This is a genomic window from Streptomyces sp. NPDC054961 (genome assembly GCF_053609145.1).
Window position 1 is genome coordinate 167,763 of the sequence record NZ_JBSGWY010000006.1, and the last position, 16,463, is coordinate 184,225.

The window sequence follows — 16,463 nt, forward strand, 5'->3', positions numbered from 1 at the left end:
CCCGGCCCAGGCGGCGCCGCGGGCGCCCGCCCCCAACCAGGGGCAGCCCGCGGCGGGCGGGGGGGCCCCCCCCCCCCCCCGCGGGCCCCCCCCCGCCCCCCGGGGGGGGCCGGGGCGTCACCCGGGAACGGCACGGGGGCGGGCGGGGGCGGGCCCCGCGAGCGGCTACGCCGTGCGGCGGACCGTGTACGCCACGCCCCCGGGGCGGGGGGATTCGCCCACGTACTGCTGGCCCCGCATCGCGCACCACGCCGGGATGTCCAGCCGCGCGACCTCGTCGTCGGACAGGACCGTCACCGTCCCCCCGACCGGCACCCGCCCGATCGCCCGCGCCAGCTCGATCACCGGCTGCGGGCAGCGGAGCCCCAGCGCGTCCAGCTCCAGGGAGTCCGCCTCCGGCAGCGACTCGGCCGGCTGCGTCACGCCCAGCCGTTCGCGGACGCCCGCCACCAGCCCCGGCAGGACCTCCAGGAAGCCGTTGACCTCCGCCGCCGTGGTGCCCGGTGGCAGGGACACCCGTACGTTTCCCTCCGACAGCACCCCCATCGCCCGCAGGACGTGGGACGGGGTCAGCGTCGAGCTGGTGCACGAGGAGCCCGAGGACACGGAGTAGTCCGCCCGGTCGAGCTCGTGGAGCAGCGTCTCGCCGTCCACGTACAGGCAGGAGAAGGTGACCAGGTGCGGCAGCCGGAGGTCGGGGTGGCCCACCACCTCCACGTCCGGGACCAGCCGGGCCACCCGCCGCCGCAGCCGGTCGACCAGGGTCCGCAGCCGCGCGGCCTCCGCTTCCGCCTCGGCCCGCACCGCCCGCAGGGAGGCGGCCGCCGCGACGACCGCCGGCAGGTTGACGAAGCCGGGGGAGCGGCCCGACTCCCTTTCGTCGGAGGGGCCTTGGGGGGAGAAGCGGACCCCCTTGCGGACCGCCAGCAGGCCGACCCCGGCCGGCCCGCCCCATTTGTGGGCGCTCGCGCACAGCACGGACCAGGCTCCCTCGACGGGCCCCCAGCCCAGCGACTGGGCCGCGTCCACCAACAGCGGCACCCCGGCCGCCCCGCAGAGCTCGGCCACCTCGGCCACCGGCTGCAGCGTGCCCACTTCGTGGTTGGCCGACTGGAGACAGGCCAGCGCGGTGTCCGGGCGCACCAAGTCCCCGTAGGAGGAGGGCGAGACCCGGCCGAGCCGGTCCACGGGGACCTCGCTCACCAGGCCGCCGCCCGCCGCGTGCAGCTCCGCCGCGTGGAGTACGGAACTGTGTTCCACCGCCGATACGACCAGGTGCCCGCCGACGCGTCGGCGCCCCGCGAGCACCCCCGCCATGCCCGAGTGAACCGCATGCGTCCCCGAAGGAGTGAAAGCGAGCTCGTCGGGACGGCAGCCCACGGACTCCGCCGCCGCCTCCCGGGCCGCGTCCAGCAGCAGCCGGGCGCGCCGCCCTTCGCGGTACAGCCGGGCGGGGTCGGCCCAGCCCTCGTCGAGGGAGGCCTGGAGCGCCTGCCGGGCCACGGGGTGCAGCGGGGCGGCGGACGCGGTGTCGAAGTACGGCATCCGGTCACGCTAACCGGCGGCCCCGCCGGCCCGGCCTCCGGCCGAGGTCAGGGGCCGTCAGATGTCGCCCGGATGCTGCCATTCGGGGCGGGTTGGGCCGTCCCCCGTACGGCGGATCCATCCCTTCGGGGTCAGTAACGGCGCGTTGGGCACCCTCCCCGCGCGACCCCAAATAGCGTCCAGTAGGGTTTGGTCCGCATAAACATCCAAACCCCTGCCTGCGTCAGGGCCGGCGACCGACCCGAATACGGCCGCGGCCGGCCGCGCGGGCCGAGACTCTCGGGAAGGCGCTACGTGAGTCCCTACGGCTCCGACCGCTCGCCGCGGCGCCCGATGCGGCGGAAGCTGCTGCAGGCGCTGACTGCGGGCGCGGTCCTGGCGACCGCCACTGGTTGCTCGTATACATGGCAAGACTTCCCCCGCCTCGGAATGCCGACTCCGGTCACCGAGGAGGCGCCGCGCATCCTTTCCCTGTGGCAGGGATCCTGGGCGGCCGCGCTCATCACGGGCATCCTGGTGTGGGGCCTGATCCTGTGGAGCGTCATCTTCCACCGGCGCAGCCGGACGAAGATCGAGATCCCCGCGCAGACCCGGTACAACATGCCCATCGAGGCGCTGTACACCGTGGTTCCGCTCATCATCGTCTCGGTGCTGTTCTACTTCACCGCGCGCGATGAATCGAAGCTGCTCGCCCTCACCCCCAAGCCGCCGCACACGATCAACGTGGTCGGCTACCAGTGGAGCTGGGGCTTCAACTACATCGAGAACGTCGACGGCGACGCGGCCACCCCGAAGGCGGGCGAGGTTCCGAAGGAACTCGCCTCCATCCCGGACCGCTTCACCAAGGACTTCCCCGCGGGCGCCGAAGGCGTCTACACCAAGGGTGTCCCCGGCGACCGGAACCCGCAGACCGGCAACCCGGGTCCGACCCTCTGGCTCCCCAAGGGCGAGAAGGTCCGGTTCATCCTGTCGTCGAACGACGTCATCCACTCCTTCTGGGTGGTCCCCTTCCTGTTCAAGCAGGACGTGATCCCGGGGCACACCAACGTCTTCGAGGTCATCCCGTCCCAAGAAGGCACCTTCATGGGCAAGTGCGCCGAACTCTGCGGAGTCGACCACTCCCGGATGCTCTTCAACGTCAAGGTGGTCTCGCCCGAGGCGTACCGGGCGCACCTGAAGGAGCTGGCGGAGAAGGGTCAGACCGGCTACCTCCCGGCCGGCATCCAGCAGACCGACCCGGCCCGGAATGCGGAAGTGAACAAACTGTGAGCATCCTCAACGAATCTCAGGGTGCCGCCGCCGACTCGTATGAGAACGAGCTGCCGGTGCGGCGCAAGCAGCCGGGCAACGTGGTCGTGAAGTGGATGACCACGACCGACCACAAGACCATCGGCACGATGTACCTGGTCACATCGTTCGTGTTCTTCATCATCGGCGGGATCATGGCGCTCTTCATGCGCGCCGAGCTGGCCCGTCCGGGCACGCAGATCATGTCGAACGAGCAGTTCAACCAAGCGTTCACCATGCATGGCACGATCATGCTGCTGATGTTCGCGACCCCGCTGTTCGCCGGTTTCGCCAACTGGATCATGCCGCTGCAGATCGGCGCGCCCGACGTGGCGTTCCCGCGGCTGAACATGTTCGCGTACTGGCTGTACCTCTTCGGTTCGACCATCGCGGTGGCCGGCTTCGTCACCCCCTCGGGTGCCGCCGACTTCGGCTGGTTCGCCTACTCCCCGCTGTCGGACGCCGTCCGCTCGCCGGGCATCGGCGCCGACATGTGGATCATGGGTCTGGCCTTCTCGGGCTTCGGTACGATCCTCGGCTCGGTCAACTTCATCACCACGATCATCTGCATGCGCGCCCCCGGCATGACGATGTTCCGCATGCCGATCTTCACCTGGAACGTGCTGCTGACCGGTGTCCTGGTCCTGCTCGCCTTCCCGGTGCTGGCCGCCGCGCTCTTCGCGCTGGAGGCCGACCGGAAGTTCGGTGCGCACGTCTTCGACGCGGCCAACGGCGGCGCCCTGCTATGGCAACACCTCTTCTGGTTCTTCGGGCATCCAGAGGTGTACATCATCGCGCTACCGTTCTTCGGCATCGTTTCCGAGGTCATCCCGGTCTTCTCGCGCAAGCCGATGTTCGGTTACATCGGCCTGATCGCCGCGACGATCTCGATCGCCGGCCTCTCGGTGACGGTGTGGGCCCACCACATGTACGTCACCGGCGGTGTGCTGCTGCCGTTCTTCTCCTTCATGACCTTCCTGATCGCGGTACCGACCGGTGTGAAGTTCTTCAACTGGATCGGCACCATGTGGAAGGGCTCGCTGTCCTTCGAGACCCCGATGCTCTGGACGATCGGCTTCCTGGTCACCTTCACCTTCGGTGGTCTGACCGGCGTCATCCTGGCCTCGCCCCCGATGGACTTCCACGTCTCCGACTCGTACTTCGTCGTCGCGCACTTCCACTACGTCGTCTTCGGCACCGTGGTCTTCGCGATGTTCGCCGGCTTCCACTTCTGGTGGCCGAAGATGACGGGCAAGATGCTGGACGAGCGCCTCGGCAAGATCACCTTCTGGACGCTGTTCACCGGCTTCCACGGCACCTTCCTGGTGCAGCACTGGCTGGGTGTCGAGGGCATGCCGCGCCGTTACGCGGACTACCTCGCGGCCGACGGCTTCACCACGCTGAACACGATCTCCACGATCAGCTCCTTCCTGCTCGGCCTGTCGATGCTTCCGTTCATGTACAACGTCTGGAAGACGGCCAAGTACGGCAAGAAGGTCGAGGTCGACGACCCGTGGGGTTACGGCCGTTCGCTCGAGTGGGCGACGTCCTGCCCGCCGCCGCGGCACAACTTCCTCACCCTGCCGCGGATCCGTTCCGAGTCCCCGGCGTTCGACCTGCACCACCCGGAGATCGCGGCCCTCGACCACCTCGCGGACCACGGCGCCGGTACCACGGCAGTCACCGGCGGCAAGGAGGCCGGCAAGTGAAGATCCAGGGCAAGATGTTCCTCTGGCTCTCCTTCTTCATCCTGATCATGGCCGTCGTGTACGGCGTGTGGTCGAAGGAGCCCGTCGGTACCACCGCGCTCTTCCTGGCCTTCGGCCTGAGCGTCATGATCGGCTACTACCTGGCCTTCACGGCCAAGCGCGTGGACGAGATGGCCCAGGACAACCTCGAGGCCGAGGTGGCCGACGAGGCGGGCGAGCTGGGGTTCTTCTCCCCGCACAGCTGGCAGCCGCTCTCGCTGGCCATCGGCGGCGCGTTCGCCTTCATGGGCGTCATCTTCGGATGGTGGCTCATGTACTTCTCGGCCCCGCTCATCCTGATCGGCCTGTGGGGCTGGGTGTACGAGTACTACCGCGGCGAGAACCAGAACCAGTAGCCGCACCCGCGCGCGCGGCCGCCGCCCAGGCGGCGGCCGCACCGTGGGACCAGGGGCCCGGACACCTCCGATGGAGGAGTCCGGGCCCCTCGTTTGCAGTCATCCCGCGCGCCGTAATTGTCATATCTTCATAGCGTTGACTCCATGAACCAGTCACCGCGTCTTTGGACGGTCATCGGCTGCTCCCTGCTGGTCGCGTCCCTCGGGGCCGGCGCCACCGCATGCGGGTCCGGCGACAAGAACCCGCTGTCTGCCCGCCCCTACGACGCGGGCCATCAGATCGCCTTCAACCAGTCCGCCGGGAGTCGCCCCGTCGATCCGGACCGGCCCCTGGAGGTCACCGCCAAGAGCGGCGAGGGCCGCATCACCGACGTGAGCGCCGTGGACACCCACGGCCGCCGGCTCGCCGGCGAGCTGTCCGCCGCGGGCGACCGCTGGCACAGCACCGCGCCGATGGCCGCCGGCGTCCGCTACGACGTCGTCGTCAGCACCGAGGACGAGCGAGGGGCCCCGGGGCAGCGCAGGCTCTCTTTCGACACCACCCCGGCCAAGAAGGTCCTCAAGGTCGAATTCGGCCCGGAGGAGGGCAAGTACGGCGTCGGCCAACCCCTCACGGCCGAACTCAACGAACCCGTGAAGGACAAGGCCGCCCGCGCCGTCATCGAACGGGGCTTGATCGTCGACGCCCCGTCCGAGGCCGTCGGCGCCTGGTACTGGGTGGACGACAAGACGCTCCACTACCGGCCCAAGGACTACTGGCCCGCCAACACCACGGTGTCCGTCCGGAGCAACCTGGAGGGCGTCAAGATCTCCGACGAGTTCCACGGAGCCGCCTCGAAGCCGCTGAAGCTGGAGATCGGCGACCGCGTCGAGGTCACCACGGACGCCGCCTCGCACTACCTCACGTTCAAGCGCAACGGAGAAGTGATCAACACCATTCCGGTGACCACCGGAAAGCCGGGCTTCTCCACCCGCAACGGCGTCAAGGTGGTCCTCGGCAAGCAGTACTACGTGCAGATGCGCGGCGACACGGTCGGCATCGGGGGCAGCGAGTACTACAACCTGCCCGTCTACTACGCGACTCGCGTCACCTGGAGTGGTGAATACGTCCACGCCGCGCCGTGGTCCGTCGGCTCCCAGGGCTACGAGAACGTCAGCCACGGCTGTACCGGCATGAGCACGGGCAACGCCGCCTGGTTCTACGAGAACATCACCGAGGGCGACATCGTCAAGGTGATCAACAGCATCGGCGACGACATGGACAACTTCGGCAACGGCTACGGCGACTGGAACCTGGACTGGAAGGACTGGCGCCAGGGCAGCGCCCTCCTCAAGGACACCCAGGAGGGCCGCAGCCCCGTCGACCGGGCGCGCCTGCGCCCCCAGGTGTAACCACCGGGGCAGGAGAGCCCGTACGGCCCCTGCCGGGGCGCAGGGGACCCACAAGGTCTCCCGCGCCCCGGCAGGGGCCGTACGGGGCTCCTAGGCCGCCGGGGAGAGCCGCGCGCGCAGGAGACCCGCCAGGGACTGCGCGAAGTCCACCGGATCCACCGGAAGGGTGACGGCCGCGTCCGCGCGGCTCCACGTGGCCAGCCAGGCGTCCTGCGGACGGCCCATCAGGAGCAGGACCGGCGGACACTTGAAGATCTCGTCCTTGATCTGCCGGCACACGCCCATGCCGCCGGCCGGAACCGCCTCGCCGTCCAGCACGCACACGTCGATGCCGCCCGCGTCCAGCTGGCTCAACACGGCATCCAGCGTGGCGCACTCCAGGAACTCCACCGGCGGCAGGTCCGCGGCCGGCCTGCGCCCGGCCGCCAGCCGCACCTGCTCCCGGGTGCCCGCGTCGTCGCTGTAGACCAGAACCCGCGCAGTCGCCCGCATTTCGTTCCTCCACGTGTCCCGTGAAAAACGCTGATGTTGCGCGGGATGCTACTCCGTCCGGCCCGCCGCCCACATCGGTTCGCGCAGCCTCGCCCGCAGATCCCGCGAAGACTTCCCGGGGCCGATCTGATGGGCCGTTCGGGCCTTGCACACGGCCCTGACACTCCGAACGGCACCCCCCGGGGTGAGGGCGGGATAAGGGACCGACATAATGTCGGTCGTGGCGACAGCAACGACAGTAGATACCGGGCACGCGCACCCGACGGTCAACAGGCCGAACCTCGTCAGCGTCGGAACCATCATCTGGTTGAGTTCCGAGCTGATGTTCTTCGCGGCCCTCTTCGCGATGTACTTCACCCTGCGATCCGTGACAGGACCCGAGTACTGGGCAGAACAGGCTTCGTTCCTGAACCTGCCCTTCTCGGCGACGAACACGACGATCCTGGTGCTGTCTTCGCTCACCTGCCAGCTCGGCGTATTCGCCGCCGAGCGCGGTGACGTGAAGAAGCTCAGGACGTGGTTCATCATCACGTTCGTCATGGGTGCGATCTTCATTGGCGGCCAGGTGTTCGAGTACACCGAGCTGGTCAAGCACGAGGGCATCTCCCTCTCGTCCGGACCGTACGGATCGGTGTTCTACCTGACCACCGGTTTCCACGGTCTGCACGTGACGGGCGGTCTCATCGCCTTCCTGCTGGTCCTCGGCCGGACGTACGCGGCCAAGAGGTTCACCCACGAACAGGCCACGTCGGCCATCGTCGTGTCCTACTACTGGCACTTCGTCGACGTCGTCTGGATCGGCCTCTTCGCGACGATCTACCTGATCAAGTAGCGAACACGTCGCCGGGCCCGTCCCGGCACTCCATCCAGGCACACCGACGCAGAAGATCCTGACACCGGGGTAATCCGTGAAAAAGCTCTCCGCACGACGACGCCATCCGCTGGCGGCGGTCGTCGTTCTACTCTTCGCGCTGGCGGTCACCGGGGGGCTGTACGCCGCCTTCGCGCCCGCGGGCAATGCGCAGGCGGACGAAACCGCCCAGTCCCTCGCCATCGAGGAGGGCCAGAAGCTCTACGCCGTCGGCTGCGCAAGCTGCCACGGAACCGGCGGTCAGGGTTCCTCTGACGGCCCGAGCCTGGTCGGCGTCGGCTCCGCAGCCGTCGACTTCCAGGTGAGCACGGGCCGTATGCCCGCCCAGCAGCCCGGCGCCCAGGTGCCGAAGAAGCCCGTCATCTACACCCAGGCGCAGACCGACCAGCTGGCTGCGTACATCGCGTCTCTCGGAGCCGGCCCCAGCGTGCCGACAGAGAAGCAGTACGACCCGGCGGGTGCCGACATCGCCAAGGGTGGTGAGCTGTTCCGCAACAACTGCGCGCAGTGTCACAACTTCACCGGCGAGGGCGGCGCTCTGACGACCGGCAAGTACGCCCCGAGCCTTGAGGGCGTCGAACCGAAGCACGTCTACGAGGCCATGATCACCGGCCCGCAGAACATGCCCTCCTTCCCCGACACGACCATGCCGGAGAAGCAGAAGAAGGACATCATCGCGTACATCCAGAACGTGAACGGCGAGAAGTCGACCAGCCCCGGTGGCCTCAAGCTCGGTGGCCTCGGCCCCGTCTCCGAGGGTCTGTTCGGCTGGATCTTCGGTCTGGGTGCGCTGATCGCTGTCGCCGTCTGGGTCGCGGCCCACACCGCTAAGGCCAAGAAGTCATGAGTAGCCAAGACATTCCCGAAGAGAAGCACCTGCCGAGCGAGCAGGGCGACGCGCACCACGGTGGCGTGGCACTGGCGGACGACCCGTTCGCCGACCCGGGCCTCCCGGTTCACAGGCCGCGCATCCAGGACATCGACGAGCGGGCCGCGAAGCGGTCCGAGCGCACGGTGGCCCTCCTGTTCACCCTGTCGATGCTGGCCACGATCGGATTCATCACCGCGTTCGTGACCATCCCCGTCGACAAGATCGTTTACATCTTCCCCGTCGGGAAGGTGAGCGGTCTCAACTTCGCCCTGGGCATGACCCTCGGTACGGCTCTCTTCTGCATCGGCGCGGGCGCGGTCCACTGGGCCCGCACCCTGATGTCCGACGTAGAGGTCGCCGCCGAGCGTCACGAGATCGCGGCCCCGGCCGAGGTCAAGGCGCAGGTCATGCAGGACTTCGCGGACGGCGCGCGCGAGTCGGCCATCGGCCGCCGCCCGCTGATCCGCAACACGATGTTCGGTGCGCTGGCCCTGCTGCCGCTCTCCGCCGTCGTGATCCTGCGCGACCTGGGCCCGCTGCCCGAGGACAAGCTCCGCAAGACGATCTGGGCCAAGGGCAAGCTGCTCATCAACCAGAACACCAACGAGCCGCTGCGTCCCGAGGACGTGCCCGTCGGTTCGCTGACCTTCGCCATGCCGGAAGGCCTGGAAGAGGACCAGCACGACTTCCAGAAGCAGATCGCCAAGGCTGCCCTGATGATCGTCCGCATCAAGCCGGAGGACATCAAGGACAAGCAGGAGCTGGAGTGGTCCCACGAGGGCATCGTGGCCTACTCGAAGATCTGCACCCACGTCGGCTGCCCGATCAGCCTGTACGAGCAGCAGACGCACCACGTGCTCTGCCCGTGCCACCAGTCCACCTTCGACCTCTCCGACGGCGCCCGAGTCATCTTCGGCCCGGCTGGTCACGCGCTCCCGCAGCTGCGGATCGGCGTCAATGACGAAGGTTTCCTCGAGGCGCTCGGCGACTTCGAAGAGCCCGTCGGTCCTGCATTCTGGGAGCGCGGATGAGCACTGCCACTGAAACCGAGCGCAAAGCTCCGGCCGGCGAGCGCGTGGCCGACTGGGCGGACGGCCGGCTGGGCATCTACAGCCTGGCCAAGGCCAACATGCGCAAGATCTTCCCGGACCACTGGTCCTTCATGCTCGGTGAGATCTGCCTCTACAGCTTCGTCATCCTCATCCTCACGGGTGTGTACCTGACGCTGTTCTTCCACCCGAGCATGAACGAGGTCGTCTACGACGGCTCGTACGTGCCCATGCAGGGCGTCCTGATGTCGGAGGCGTTCAAGTCGACGCTCGACATCAGCTTCGACATCCGCGGCGGTCTGCTCATCCGGCAGATCCACCACTGGTCGGCGCTGATCTTCGTCGCCGCGATGCTCGTGCACATGATGCGCGTCTTCTTCACGGGCGCCTTCCGCAAGCCGCGCGAGGTCAACTGGATCTTCGGCTTCCTGCTGCTGGTCCTCGGCATGTTCACCGGTTTCACCGGTTACTCCCTGCCGGACGACCTGCTCTCGGGCACCGGTGTCCGCTTCATGGAGGGCGCGCTCCTGTCCGTGCCGGTCGTCGGCACGTACCTGTCGTTCTTCCTCTTCGGCGGCGAGTTCCCCGGCGGCGACTTCGTGTCCCGGTTCTACTCGGTCCACATCCTGCTGCTGCCCGGCATCATGATGGGCCTGCTGGTGGCCCACCTGATCCTGGTCTTCTACCACAAGCACACCCAGTTCGCGGGCCCCGGCAAGACGGAGAAGAACGTCGTCGGCATGCCGCTGCTCCCGGTCTACATGGCCAAGGCCGGAGGCTTCTTCTTCCTGGTCTTCGGCGTCATCGCGGCCATCGCGGCGATCGCCTCGATCAACCCGATCTGGGCGCTCGGCCCGTACCGCCCGGACAACGTGTCCACCGGTGCGCAGCCCGACTGGTACATGGGCTTCTCCGAAGGCCTGATCCGTGCCATGCCCGGCTGGGAGATCAACCTGTGGGGCCACACGCTCGTCCTGGGCGTGTTCATCCCGCTGGTGATCTTCCCGATGGTCCTGGCCGCGATCGCGGTGTACCCGTTCATCGAGTCCTGGGTCACCGGCGACAAGCGCGAGCACCACATCCTGGACCGCCCGCGCAACGCCCCGACCCGCACGGGCTTCGGCGTGGCCTGGCTGACGTGGTACGTCGTCCTGCTGATCGCCGGTGGAAACGACATGTTCGCGCAGTACTTCCACCTGTCGATCAACTCGATCACCTGGTTCGCCCGCATCGCGTTCTTCGTGGGTCCGGTCATCGCGTTCGTCATCACCAAGCGCATCTGCCTCGGCCTCCAGCGCCGGGACCGGGACAAGGTGCTGCACGGTCGCGAGACCGGCATCATCAAGCGCCTGCCGCACGGTGAGTTCATCGAGGTCCACGAGCCGCTCTCGCAGGGCCAGCTGCACACGCTGACCTCGTACGAGCAGTACGAGCCGGCCGAGATCGGCCCGCTGGTCGACGAGAACGGCGTCGAGCGCAAGGTCGGCCGCATCGAGAAGCTCCGCGTGAAGCTCAACAAGGGCTACTACGGGGAGAACAACCAGATTCCGAAGCCCACGGTGGAGGAGTACAAGGAGATCCAGAGCGGCCACGGCCACCACTGATCCCCTGCGTCACAGTCTGATCGTCTGATCGTTCGAGGGACTGATTTCGGTCAGTCCTGGTGTCGCCACAGCGGGAGCCCCGTCCAGCGTCTGGACGGGGCTCTTTGCCGTCTCCGGGGCTGGATAGGCTGAAGCCCTTCCCATTCGACGTGGGCCCCGGCATCGGACGGCCGACCAGCAGCAGGAGCGGACCATGAACGTTGTGACCCCGGCAGGCGGCGACAGCGTGGCGGCCCGTGGCTGGCCGGGCGTCCTCGACGCCCTGCTGACCGGCCGGGACCTCAGCGCCGACGACACGGCCTGGGCGATGGACCGGATCATGCGCGGAGAGGCCACCGACGCCCAGATCGCCGGCTTCGCGGTCGCGCTGCGGGCCAAGGGCGAGACCATCGCGGAGATCAACGGTCTGGTGCGGGCCATGTACGACCACGCCAACCTGATCGAGGTGCCGGGCCGGACGGTGGACATCGTCGGCACGGGCGGCGACGGGGCCAAGACGGTGAACATCTCCACGATGTCGGCGCTCGTGGTGGCCGGCACGGGTGCGAAGGTGGTCAAGCACGGCAACCGGGCCGCGTCCTCCGCGAGCGGGTCCTCGGACGTCCTGGAGCAGCTCGGCGTCAACCTCAACCTCACCCCCGAGCGGGTCGTGCGGGTCGCGGAGGAGGCCGGCATCACCTTCTGCTTCGCCGTGAAGTTCCACCCGGCGCTGCGGCACGTGGCGGCCGCGCGCAAGGAACTGGGCATCCGCACCACCTTCAACTTCCTCGGCCCGCTGACCAATCCGGCCCGGGTGCGGGCCCAGGCCACCGGTGTCGCCGATGCCCGGGTGGCCCCGATCGTGGCGGGCGTACTCGCCGAGCGGGGTTCGTCCGCGCTGGTGTTCCGCGGTGACGACGGTCTGGACGAGCTGACCACGACCGCCACCTCGCGGGTGTGGTGGGTGCGCGACGGGAAGGTCTCCGAGCAGTCCTTCGACCCGCGCGACGTGGGCATCTCCCTGGTGGACGTGTCCGCCCTGGGCGGCGGGGACCCCGCGTTCAACGCGGACGTGGCCCGCCGCCTGCTGGCCGGGGAGACGGGCCCGGTCCGCGACGCCGTCCTGCTGAACTCGGCCGCGGCCCTGGTGGCGCTGGACCCGGGTACGGGCACGTTGGAGGAGCAGCTCGCGGCCGGCATCGCCCGTGCGGCGGAGTCGGTCGACTCGGGTGCGGCGCGGGCGGCGCTGGAGCGCTGGGTGGCGGCGAGCAACGCGTAGCCCGCCGGGCGGCCTCCGGAGCGCCCGATTCCGACTGATCGTTTCGCGCCACGGCCCCGGTCCGCCATTCGGACCGGGGTCTTGCGCCGGGGGGATCATGTGGCAGGATGCTGAACAGGTCACGAGTGACAGCGTTTAGGCCCCGGCTTGCTGTCCGGCAACCCTCCTTCCGTGGCGGGGTGCCCCGGGTGATGACCAGGTCGTAGGCAGCAAGGCCTACGGCAAGCGCGGATCCCTCGACACCAGGGGTCCTGGTCTCTCGAGGAGCGTTTCCGTGAGCAAGCGAATGCGATAGGGCGACTCAGCCCCTCTTCCACCCTCGGACCAAGGGTCACTTCCGTGTACCCGGAGCGGTCCGAGGACTTCCCGTACCCCGGTCCCCGGCCGCCGAGCCGAGTCGTACCCGCGTACGGGCACACCGAAGCCATTCAGACCTGCCTGCCGGGAGATTCCGCCATGTCCGCTGCCCTGAACTCCGCCGCCACCGCTGCCGCCGCCACCGCTGCCGCCACCGCTGCCACCACCACCGCTGCCGCCACCACCGCTGCGGCCGAGGCCGCCGTCGGCCCCGCCCGTGCCGAGCCGCTGGCGGTCCTCGGCCGTGACGTGACCGTCCCCCTCGTCACCGGCGGCGAGGTCACCTACGCCGCCCTCGACTACGCGGCCAGCACCCCCGCCCTGCAGCGCGTCTGGGACGACGTGGCCGCGTACGCCCCGTACTACGGCAGCGTGCACCGCGGCGCCGGCTACCTCTCGCAGCTCTCCACCGACCTGTTCGAGCAGAGCCGGGTCACGGTCGCCGAGTTCCTCGACTGCCGCCCCGGCGACCAGGTGGTCTTCACCCGGTCCACCACCGACTCCCTCAACCTGCTCGCCGCCGTGCTCCCGGCCGACTGCCAGGTCTTCGTCTTCGAGACCGAGCACCACGCCTCGCTGCTGCCCTGGACGAACGCGCGGGTCACCTACCTCAACGCCCCGCGCACCCCGGACGAGGCCGTCGCCACCCTGGAGCGGGCGCTCGCCGGCCGCGACCCCTACGGCCCCGCCCTCGTGTGCGTCACCGGCGCGTCCAACGTCACCGGCGAGCTGTGGCCGGTGAGGGAACTCGCCGCCGCCGCCCACGCGCACGGCGCGCGCATCGTCCTGGACGCCGCCCAGCTGGCCCCGCACCACCCCGTCTCCGTGCGGGAGCTCGACGTGGACTGGGTGGCCTTCTCCGGTCACAAGCTCTACGCGCCCTTCGGCTCGGGCGTGCTCGCCGGCCGCGCGGACTGGCTGCAGGAGGCGGAGCCGTACCTCGCCGGCGGCGGCGCCTCGCGCAAGGTGGCCCGCCGCGAGGACGGCGGCGTGGACGTCGAGTGGCACACCACGGCCGCGCGCCACGAGGCCGGCTCCCCGAACGTCATCGGCGTGTACTCCATCGCCTCCGCCTGCAAGGCGCTGAACGAGGCCGGCTTCGAGAACCTGGTGGCCCGCGAACGGCAGCTCATCGCCAGGGTCCGCGAGGGCCTCGCCGAGGTCCCCGCGGTCCGCGTCCTGTCCCTCTTCGGCGACGACGCCCCCCGCGTGGGCGTCATCTCCTTCGTGGTGGACGGCTGGAACAGCTCCCACTTCGCGGCCGCGCTCTCCGCCGAGTACGGCATCGGCGTCCGCGACGGCCTGTTCTGCGCCCACCCGCTGGTGCGCACCCTGCTCGGCAGCGAGCCGCAGGCCCAGGGCGAGTGCGGGGCCCCGGAAACGGCGCCGGGGGAGCGCTCGCTGAACGCGATCCGCGTCAGCTTCGGCGCCGGCACCCCCGACGAGCACGTCGAGCGGTTCGTCCGCGCAGTCAAGGAGCTCGTCGCGGACGGCGCGAAGTGGCAGTACCGCACCGAAGAGGGCCGTTGCGTCCCGGCCGTCTGACACCCTGCCGGTCATGACGTACGGGGACCCGATGCCCACCGCCCGCGCGATCGTCGGCCAGCCGCTGCCCCAGTGGGGACCCGGGGCCCGCCCGGTGCTGCACGACTGGAGCGGCCCCGCGGGGCCCGCGTACCACGCGTGGGCCGACCGGGACTGGCGCAGCGTCCCGGGCCCGTTCTACGCGTCGGAAACCGACAGCTGCTGGACGGGTCGTCACTGCGCACCCGCGCACGTGCTGTACGACGACGGCTGCAGCGGCCACGAGTTCGTCTACCGCCAGCCCCGTACGCCGCAGGAGGTGTACGACCTGATCTGCGCGGGGGAGTGTGAGGTCTTCGGGGCCTACGGCGGGGACGGCGACGCGCACTGGACCCCGGAGCTGGTCCGCGACTGGTGGCGGGAGCGGGCCGTGGCCCTGGACCGGGCCTGGTCGCCCTCGACGCGCGAGGACCGGCGGGACGACGCGGGCGGCGCCCGTGCCTACGCCGCGTACATCGACGGCGCTCTCGAGGAGCACCTGCGCGACTACGTCTTCTGGCTGGCCGAAGGCCGCCCGGCCGGGCCGGGCGAGAGCCTGCCGGTGCTCGGCGGAGCCTGAGGCGCGGCACCGGCGGGCCGCAGGGCCGGTCCCGGGGCGGAGCCCAGGCCCGTCCCCGTCCCGGCCGGCCAGGCCCTACGCGTCGAGGCCGATCGCGAACGCCGCTTCCAGGTCGTGCTGGGAGTACGTGCGGAACGCCACGTGCGTGTCCGTGGCCTCGACGCCCGGGATCTTGCTGATGCGGCCGGGGATGACATCGGCCAGCGCCTCGTGACGGGCCACGCGCACCAGCGCGATCAGGTCGTACGTACCGGTGACGGAGTAGACCTCGCTGACGTTCTCCAGCGCCGCGATGGCCTCGGCGATCTCGGGGATCCGGTCCACGCTGGTCTTGATGAGCACGATCGCGGTGATCACGGTTGGCTGTCTCCCTCGCCGGCAGTCACAGGTCGCCTCACTCTAGTCCCACGCCGGTAGCGGACCCACGCGTAGAGGAAGCCCACGGAGAAGCCCACCACGTGGGCCAGATAGGCGACTCCCGGGCCGCTTCCCGCCCGCTGCGCCGCGAACCACTGCAGGGCGAACCAGAACAGCAGGACGATCCACGCCGGGAAGCGCAGCGGGAGGAAGAACAGGAACGGGAACAGGCTCGTCACCCGGGCCCCGGGGAACAGGCACAGGAAGGCCCCCAGCACCGCCGAGATCGCCCCGGACGCGCCGACCAGGGTCTGGTCCGAGGAGGCGTTGGCCGCCGCGTACGCCGCCAGGGCCAGGTAGCCCGTACAGACGTAGAAGCAGAGGAAACCCGCCCGGCCCATGCGCCGCTCCGTCATCGCGCCGAAGACGTGGAGGAAGAGCATGTTGCCCGTCAGGTGCAGCCAGCTGCCGTGGACGAACAGGGCCGTCAGCGGGGTCAGCAGCGCCCGGCCGGAGCCGGCGAACAGCTCGTCGGGGACCACGCCCCAGCGCCGGAAGTACGCGGTGCCCGTCTCCAGCAGCCGCTCGCCCGTTCCGTAGACCGGGTTCAGCCCCGACGCGGGGCTCAGCAGGAACACCAGGCAGCAGCCGGCGATCAGCGTGTGGGTGATCACCGGGCCCCGTGCGGCCTCGCGTACGGCCCGCCACTTTACGATCATGCGATCGAGCATGACCCAGCCGGACCCACCCGCGGGCGCGGCAGGCCGTAGGGTTACGAGCTACGCACGTCCGCGTGCGCACGCCCGCGCCCGCTCACGTACGTATGTTCGCGCAAAAGACTGAAGGAGAGAACGGCCTGATGACGGTTCCCCAGCCGACCGACACCACCCGGTGGCGCTGCACCCTCTGCGGCAACCTCACGCGCTTCGACGTCACCCGCTCGTCGAAGGTCGTGGAGTACGTCCACCTGGACCTCGCCGGGGAGCCCAAGGTCGAGGAGCGCGAGGTGGTCAATGAGACCATCGAGTCGGTGCGCTGCCGCTGGTGCAACGCGGTGGACCAGATCGAGCTCGTGGACAGGCCGGGCGCGGACTCCTGAGGGAGCCCCGTCCGCAGGTGAATGACGGTAGGGG

At 69.5% G+C, this 16,463-nt stretch carries 16 protein-coding genes and 1 riboswitch; of the genes, 12 read left to right on the top strand and 4 right to left on the bottom strand.

All coding sequences use genetic code 11. The annotated features are described in order from the left end of the window. Positions 1 to 165: 165 nt before the first annotated feature. Positions 166 to 1,545, bottom strand: coding sequence for an aminotransferase class V-fold PLP-dependent enzyme (locus tag ACWF9Z_RS09025; protein ID WP_453599171.1), 1,380 nt, complete (start codon positions 1,543 to 1,545; stop codon positions 166 to 168). A gap of 294 nt (positions 1,546 to 1,839) precedes the next feature. On the opposite strand from ACWF9Z_RS09025, the gene ctaC reads away from it, so the two are divergent. The 4 genes from ctaC to ACWF9Z_RS09045 all read left to right on the top strand — a co-directional run bounded on the left by ctaC (position 1,840) and on the right by ACWF9Z_RS09045 (position 6,328). Then, the gene (gene ctaC / locus ACWF9Z_RS09030) at positions 1,840 to 2,814 is read left to right on the top strand and encodes an aa3-type cytochrome oxidase subunit II (RefSeq protein ID WP_453599174.1); all 975 of its coding nucleotides are present in this window, start codon (positions 1,840 to 1,842) and stop codon (positions 2,812 to 2,814) included. Continuing rightward, positions 2,811 to 4,541 (top strand): aa3-type cytochrome oxidase subunit I, encoded by a 1,731-nt coding sequence (gene ctaD, locus ACWF9Z_RS09035; RefSeq protein ID WP_453599177.1) that lies wholly within the window; start codon positions 2,811 to 2,813, stop codon positions 4,539 to 4,541. The genes ctaC and ctaD overlap by 4 nt, the downstream gene beginning before the upstream one ends. Further along, on the top strand, positions 4,538 to 4,936 hold the full coding sequence (locus ACWF9Z_RS09040; RefSeq protein WP_453599180.1) for a cytochrome c oxidase subunit 4: 399 nt from the start codon (positions 4,538 to 4,540) through the stop codon (positions 4,934 to 4,936). Before ctaD ends, ACWF9Z_RS09040 begins: the two co-directional genes overlap by 4 nt. A 144-nt stretch (positions 4,937 to 5,080) precedes the next feature. After that, positions 5,081 to 6,328 (top strand): Ig-like domain-containing protein, encoded by a 1,248-nt coding sequence (locus ACWF9Z_RS09045; RefSeq protein ID WP_453599183.1) that lies wholly within the window; start codon positions 5,081 to 5,083, stop codon positions 6,326 to 6,328. A gap of 90 nt (positions 6,329 to 6,418) precedes the next feature. Here the strand turns inward: ACWF9Z_RS09045 and ACWF9Z_RS09050 are convergent, their stop codons facing one another. Further along, positions 6,419 to 6,820, bottom strand: a complete 402-nt coding sequence (locus ACWF9Z_RS09050; RefSeq protein ID WP_453599186.1) for a hypothetical protein — start codon at positions 6,818 to 6,820, stop codon at positions 6,419 to 6,421. 211 nt (positions 6,821 to 7,031) lie between these two features. On the opposite strand from ACWF9Z_RS09050, the gene ctaE reads away from it, so the two are divergent. The 7 genes from ctaE (at position 7,032) to ACWF9Z_RS09085 (ending at position 14,973) form a co-directional block, all read left to right on the top strand. Then, positions 7,032 to 7,652 carry an aa3-type cytochrome oxidase subunit III gene (gene ctaE / locus ACWF9Z_RS09055; protein WP_453599189.1) on the top strand — a complete coding sequence of 207 codons (621 nt, stop codon included), beginning with the start codon at positions 7,032 to 7,034 and terminating at the stop codon, positions 7,650 to 7,652. 76 nt (positions 7,653 to 7,728) lie between these two features. Next, complete coding sequence (gene qcrC / locus ACWF9Z_RS09060) at positions 7,729 to 8,538, top strand: cytochrome bc1 complex diheme cytochrome c subunit (RefSeq protein WP_453599192.1); 810 nt, start codon at positions 7,729 to 7,731, stop codon at positions 8,536 to 8,538. Continuing rightward, entirely contained in the window at positions 8,535 to 9,593 is a 1,059-nt protein-coding gene (qcrA, locus tag ACWF9Z_RS09065; RefSeq protein WP_453599194.1) for a cytochrome bc1 complex Rieske iron-sulfur subunit, read from the top strand. Before qcrC ends, qcrA begins: the two co-directional genes overlap by 4 nt. Then, the gene (gene qcrB, locus ACWF9Z_RS09070) at positions 9,590 to 11,215 is read left to right on the top strand and encodes a cytochrome bc1 complex cytochrome b subunit (RefSeq protein WP_453599197.1); all 1,626 of its coding nucleotides are present in this window, start codon (positions 9,590 to 9,592) and stop codon (positions 11,213 to 11,215) included. The genes qcrA and qcrB overlap by 4 nt, the downstream gene beginning before the upstream one ends. Before the next feature lie 193 nt (positions 11,216 to 11,408). Further along, positions 11,409 to 12,473, top strand: a complete 1,065-nt coding sequence (gene trpD / locus ACWF9Z_RS09075; RefSeq protein ID WP_453599200.1) for an anthranilate phosphoribosyltransferase — start codon at positions 11,409 to 11,411, stop codon at positions 12,471 to 12,473. A 117-nt stretch (positions 12,474 to 12,590) separates the two neighbouring features. Next, positions 12,591 to 12,707, top strand: a riboswitch (SAM riboswitch). Positions 12,708 to 12,929: 222 nt separating this feature from the next. Next, positions 12,930 to 14,375: an aminotransferase class V-fold PLP-dependent enzyme gene (locus tag ACWF9Z_RS09080; RefSeq protein ID WP_453599203.1), complete on the top strand. Its 1,446-nt coding sequence runs from the start codon at positions 12,930 to 12,932 to the stop codon at positions 14,373 to 14,375. Positions 14,376 to 14,388: 13 nt separating this feature from the next. After that, positions 14,389 to 14,973, top strand: coding sequence for a ferredoxin (locus ACWF9Z_RS09085; RefSeq protein ID WP_453599205.1), 585 nt, complete (start codon positions 14,389 to 14,391; stop codon positions 14,971 to 14,973). Positions 14,974 to 15,048: 75 nt separating this feature from the next. Here ACWF9Z_RS09085 and ACWF9Z_RS09090 read toward each other — a convergent pair whose 3' ends face one another. Continuing rightward, positions 15,049 to 15,330 carry an Lrp/AsnC ligand binding domain-containing protein gene (locus ACWF9Z_RS09090; protein WP_215027823.1) on the bottom strand — a complete coding sequence of 94 codons (282 nt, stop codon included), beginning with the start codon at positions 15,328 to 15,330 and terminating at the stop codon, positions 15,049 to 15,051. Continuing rightward, positions 15,327 to 16,049: a rhomboid family intramembrane serine protease gene (locus ACWF9Z_RS09095; protein ID WP_453599208.1), complete on the bottom strand. Its 723-nt coding sequence runs from the start codon at positions 16,047 to 16,049 to the stop codon at positions 15,327 to 15,329. Before ACWF9Z_RS09095 ends, ACWF9Z_RS09090 begins: the two co-directional genes overlap by 4 nt. Positions 16,050 to 16,189: 140 nt before the next feature. On the opposite strand from ACWF9Z_RS09095, the gene ACWF9Z_RS09100 reads away from it, so the two are divergent. Beyond that, a complete protein-coding gene (locus ACWF9Z_RS09100) occupies positions 16,190 to 16,429 on the top strand; it encodes a hypothetical protein (protein ID WP_215027827.1) in 240 nt (79 codons plus the stop codon). Positions 16,430 to 16,463: the final 34 nt, after the last annotated feature.

Coding starts and splice junctions, on each gene's coding strand:
- ctaE (WP_453599189.1), top strand. CDS start 7,032: ATGTCGGTCGTGGCGACAGCAACGACAGTAGATACCGGGCACGCGCAC.
- ACWF9Z_RS09095 (WP_453599208.1), bottom strand. CDS start 16,049: ATGATCGTAAAGTGGCGGGCCGTACGCGAGGCCGCACGGGGCCCGGTG.
- ACWF9Z_RS09050 (WP_453599186.1), bottom strand. CDS start 6,820: ATGCGGGCGACTGCGCGGGTTCTGGTCTACAGCGACGACGCGGGCACC.
- qcrB (WP_453599197.1), top strand. CDS start 9,590: ATGAGCACTGCCACTGAAACCGAGCGCAAAGCTCCGGCCGGCGAGCGC.
- ACWF9Z_RS09100 (WP_215027827.1), top strand. CDS start 16,190: ATGACGGTTCCCCAGCCGACCGACACCACCCGGTGGCGCTGCACCCTC.
- ACWF9Z_RS09045 (WP_453599183.1), top strand. CDS start 5,081: ATGAACCAGTCACCGCGTCTTTGGACGGTCATCGGCTGCTCCCTGCTG.
- qcrA (WP_453599194.1), top strand. CDS start 8,535: ATGAGTAGCCAAGACATTCCCGAAGAGAAGCACCTGCCGAGCGAGCAG.
- ACWF9Z_RS09080 (WP_453599203.1), top strand. CDS start 12,930: ATGTCCGCTGCCCTGAACTCCGCCGCCACCGCTGCCGCCGCCACCGCT.
- ACWF9Z_RS09025 (WP_453599171.1), bottom strand. CDS start 1,545: ATGCCGTACTTCGACACCGCGTCCGCCGCCCCGCTGCACCCCGTGGCC.
- ACWF9Z_RS09085 (WP_453599205.1), top strand. CDS start 14,389: ATGACGTACGGGGACCCGATGCCCACCGCCCGCGCGATCGTCGGCCAG.
- trpD (WP_453599200.1), top strand. CDS start 11,409: ATGAACGTTGTGACCCCGGCAGGCGGCGACAGCGTGGCGGCCCGTGGC.